We start from the raw sequence: 4230 nt of genomic DNA, 5'->3' as shown, positions 1-4230 counted from the left end.
GTAGTCGATAATGTTTTGTTAATTTCTTCATGTGTGAGTTTATTAGGATTAAATTCAACACGCATATTACGTCTATCCCAACTATCTGCTTTTACTTTGTCATATTCGATATAAACTTTTTCGTTAAGTGCTTTAGCTTTAAACTTTGTTTGAAGTATATCCCAAAGTCTTATTTGTGGCTCAATACTCATAAAATCAGACAGCTTTTTAGCATTGGCTTTGTTCAAATTCCCAACGATTGTCATAGCATCAAAACTTAATTCTGGTTGAGGGGTGGTAAAAAAATTACCACTTAACCGGCTATTAGAGTAGCCGGTTAAGGAGTAATTTTGCACTTCCCCTGATGTAACTTGTTTTGAATAGATTTCTTGTTCTTTTTTACTCATAAAAAATCGACTCCTTAATTTTGTTTAAGAAGTCGCTCACCCAAATATATATCTTGAAGAATAAACTTAAATCGTTTAATATCTAGATATACAAATTAATAAAACATAATTCTTATATTTTATTACGGTTTTGTCGTTCACAAACTTTGGTCAGGGCGTGAGCGACTTCTTTTTTTTATTTTGTTATTAATATAACACTATCAAATGGCTTGGTCTAATTAGTTCCTAATTAGATCAAGTCATTTTTTTATGCCTTAAATACTTTATCTTTGTCTTGATACTTACTCAAATATTCTTTATTAACCAACATAGAAATAGCCTGAGATTTAGTTAAACCCATTTGTTCTGCAATTTCTTCAAGTCTTTTCAAAGTATCTTCAGTTAAAGTTATACCTACTTTTGTACGAACCATTTTTACTCCCCATTTCTAACTATTAATAAGTTTATTTTATTCCATTTATACATATATGTCTAGAGATTTCTATACAATAACTCATAAAGTCCCTAAAATGTAGCCTAAATGTAGCTTTGTGAAAAATCGTTGAATCCATTGGCATTAAAGGTCTAAACACTTCACAATCTCGGAATTGGCACTCGGCACTTAAAAGGGGGGGTCGTAGTAGTCCCCCTTTTTCCAACTAAATTTGATAAATTCTAAGCCAAAATACAAAAACAGGGCTAACAGATCACTTCGTGAAGTTAGCCCTAAAACCTAAACCATTAACTCAATTTATTTTTTTATTCCAATTTCCTTTTGGTCTTAAAGTTTGCGTCCTTAACAATCCTAAAAGCTGTCAGTCGGTCGGGTTAATAGCTGACGCTATCGACCGCTGTCGCTTTAAGTCTAAGTTAAGGACTCTTTAAGACAAAAAGTTTTCTCGGCATAAACGTGGGTATAATTAAATTAGATATACTTAAAACAATTCTTTTAAGATTTTGAACGCCATTCTATTTTTAGAGTGGCGTTTTTATTTATCTACCTCTACCCCTATCACGTTTTTGCGTATTCTTTTCTTCTTGATATTCTTCAGGGTGTATTTGTTTATCAAACATTTGTATTGCCTTTATCATAGGAGCATTATCTCTACTCACATCATTCATTAAATTTCTATATTTATTTCTACCAATAGCTTGCTCTAACTTCTCAAAAATCTCTCTAATAACTTTAATAACATTAAGCGCATTATCAAGGTGTTTTTTGAGGTCTTTTATAAACTCATTTGCTCTTGCTAAAGTTTCAGACATATCCTTGTTTTCTTCTCTAAGCTTACTATTTTCGTTTTTTAGGTCATTCAGAGCTTTATCTGACTTAATATACTCATAATCTTCTGTAATCGTTTGTGCTGCTTGTATTTGTTTCTGAAAGTTATTAAATTCTTCTTGGCTTATTACAACATTCCCTGTTTCTTGTATTTCTTTGTTGAACAATCCACCTACTTTTTCAGTTTCATGTTCATATTGGACGTTTAAAGGCTTTTTAAGCGTTTCTAATGATTTTTGGTATTGTTCTATCAACTCACTGCTTTTTTGTTGTATATGGCTTAATTTTTGGCTCTCACGCTCATATTCTTGCTTATGGTATTCTGTTTTTTGCTTATATCGGCTTACCTGATCATGTTTAGCATTTGTAACTTGTCTTGATTGTCCTCGGTCCAAATCATACCCACGTTGATTAACATATTCGTTAAATCTATCTTGAAACGCTGTTAACGCCTTTTTATTCCCTACAACTTCTTTCGCACTTAATCTACCGTCATCAGTGATAGGAACAACACCATAATGCATATGTGGAGTTTTTTCGTCCATGTGAACTGTCGCATATAATAAATTATCTTTACCGTATTCTTGTTCTAAAAACTCTTTAGCATATTCAAAAAACTGCTTTGTATCTTCTGGCGTTTGATTATCAAAGAAATCATTGTCTGATGTAATTAAACCATCAATGTGTTTAATCGCGTCTGTTCTAATTTTTCGTTTACCTGTATAATTCTGTTCAATTTTTTCATCAATCAAGTTATTAAAATTCTGTTTATTAGCATTTACCAAATCATAATTTAAGTAAGTTTTACTATGGTCTATATCTTCATTTTCATAATTATTATTTTCTCTTTGAACATGTTTTTGTATGCCTGTTGTATTTGTTCCTGTTTTAACTTTTGAAACTCTAATAATTGAATACGACATATATAATTCACTCCTCAACAATAAGGTTAGTTAAGTAATTTAATACTTTAAGTCTAACATACTAGACTTATTTTTCAATAAGTCGTTAAACCGTATGCTCTGCGAGGCTAAAACATGTTTTTGTGCCTGCACAAAAAATGGACTGAATAAATCAGTCCATAAGTTCAAAACCAAATTCAAAATCAAAACATCAGCAACCAAAAATAGTGGTTGTTAAACATAAAGATCAAAACTAAAACAACATATTCAACTACTTACTTTCTTTTTCAAAATTTAAGGAATACTGGATATTGTAAATATTACAAAAGCTATTATCATAATTTATAATTCAAATAAGCATAAAGTTTTTTAATGACACTCTTAACAGGAAAAAGTTCCCAATCAACGCTATTACCATTTTTATAACTAGAAATAGCTAAACTTATTAAATTATTTTCTTCAATTGCTAAATTTTCTATTATCATACTGCCAGCTAAATCTTTTGAATAAAACTTACCTGTTTCATAAGTTACGATCATACGACAAAGGGTTAAAATAACATTTGTTTCATCACCATAAAAATCTTTTATCAATTCTTTAGAACTTTCCTTTATAGCTTTTTGTAAATCAATAAATGGAACATCAGGAATTAAGTTATTAATATTATTTTCGCCATAAATTGATATTGAAGAAAGCTTGGCTTGATATAATAATATTGTTAAATCAATGTTATTATTCTTTTCTGGAATAAAATAATTTAAATAATCTCCTCTAAGCCATTCCCCATAGATAAACTCTTCAATAGGTGGATAAGACCAATTTTCATTTTCATGATAATTAAGCACAGTTAATTCTATATATTTTAAACTTGTATCTTCACCAATTTCTTTAGAGATAGGCATAATTTTCGAAATTAATATTCTTTTTTCTTCTTTAGTCATATCTCTATTTATTATCACTAGAAAATCAACATCACTATCTTTTTTTAAACCCCCTTTAACATAAGAACCATATAAATAGACTCCTAATAAATCTTTTGAAAACAATCGTTTCAATTCTATTAAAACATTATCAATTTGCTTATTTGGTTCCTCCATTATTGACTCCTCTCATCTTTAAATATTATTTCCAAAATCTAAATTCACGTTGCCAAAAATCAATCTGCTTTTGCAATTGTTTTTCGTTAGCTTTTAAAGTCGATTTCATTAATTCAGTTAAATCAATTGGAGATATTTCTTTAATTAATTGCTTGTATTTATATTTAGCATGCCTTTCAAGTTTTCCCCATGTGCCTTCTTCATTCAGTAACAAATAAATCATTGCTTGCTCTTTTACTTTTTCTGGTGTTGTCCAATCAGGTTTTAAAATATGTAAATCATTAAAACAATCATTCCAATAATCAACCATGTCTCGTTTCAATTCAATTTCTATACGCCATAGATGTTCTGAAATAACTTCAATATCTGCATTATCCTTACGTTCCTGTTTTTTATTATAAATTCTAATAAATCTATCGCTATCACGTACCCCAAAGTATTTTGTTTCTGGTTTACCATTACGACCATAAAATATAGTTTTCTTAACTGCTTTATCAGTCATTGCGTAATAGTCGCTCAAATCATCTTCAAAATCAAAAGCTAAATCTAATCTTGTAAAACCGTCATCTTCCATGTAGTCGATA

At 29.6% G+C, this 4230-nt stretch carries 4 protein-coding genes and 1 pseudogene; all 5 read right to left on the bottom strand.

Features of this window, described 5'->3' with window-relative positions:
• Positions 1 to 386, bottom strand: a pseudogene (locus tag KA900_RS10585) (replication initiation factor domain-containing protein); the annotation flags it as partial.
• Positions 387 to 633: 247 nt separating this feature from the next.
• Complete coding sequence (locus KA900_RS10580) at positions 634 to 798, bottom strand: ribbon-helix-helix domain-containing protein (RefSeq protein ID WP_107510999.1); 165 nt, start codon at positions 796 to 798, stop codon at positions 634 to 636.
• Positions 799 to 1358: 560 nt separating this feature from the next.
• On the bottom strand, positions 1359 to 2570 hold the full coding sequence (gene mobV / locus KA900_RS10575; RefSeq protein ID WP_210129568.1) for a MobV family relaxase: 1212 nt from the start codon (positions 2568 to 2570) through the stop codon (positions 1359 to 1361).
• Between the two features lie 314 nt (positions 2571 to 2884).
• Positions 2885 to 3646 carry an aminoglycoside nucleotidyltransferase ANT(9) gene (gene ant(9) / locus KA900_RS10570; protein ID WP_208182380.1) on the bottom strand — a complete coding sequence of 254 codons (762 nt, stop codon included), beginning with the start codon at positions 3644 to 3646 and terminating at the stop codon, positions 2885 to 2887.
• Between the two features lie 25 nt (positions 3647 to 3671).
• Positions 3672 to 4230: replication initiation factor domain-containing protein (locus KA900_RS10565; RefSeq protein WP_210139585.1), on the bottom strand; the 559-nt coding region annotated here is incomplete at its 5' end.

Source organism: Staphylococcus sp. GDY8P120P (genome assembly GCF_017892065.1).
GTDB classification, from domain to species: domain Bacteria; phylum Bacillota; class Bacilli; order Staphylococcales; family Staphylococcaceae; genus Staphylococcus; species Staphylococcus nepalensis.
This window is presented reverse-complemented; position numbering and strand designations above follow the sequence as displayed.

Bases quoted from the DNA above. Each gene is read 5' to 3' on its own strand.
- KA900_RS10580 (WP_107510999.1), bottom strand. From the start codon at position 798: ATGGTTCGTACAAAAGTAGGTATAACTTTAACTGAAGATACTTTGAAA.
- mobV (WP_210129568.1), bottom strand. From the start codon at position 2,570: ATGTCGTATTCAATTATTAGAGTTTCAAAAGTTAAAACAGGAACAAAT.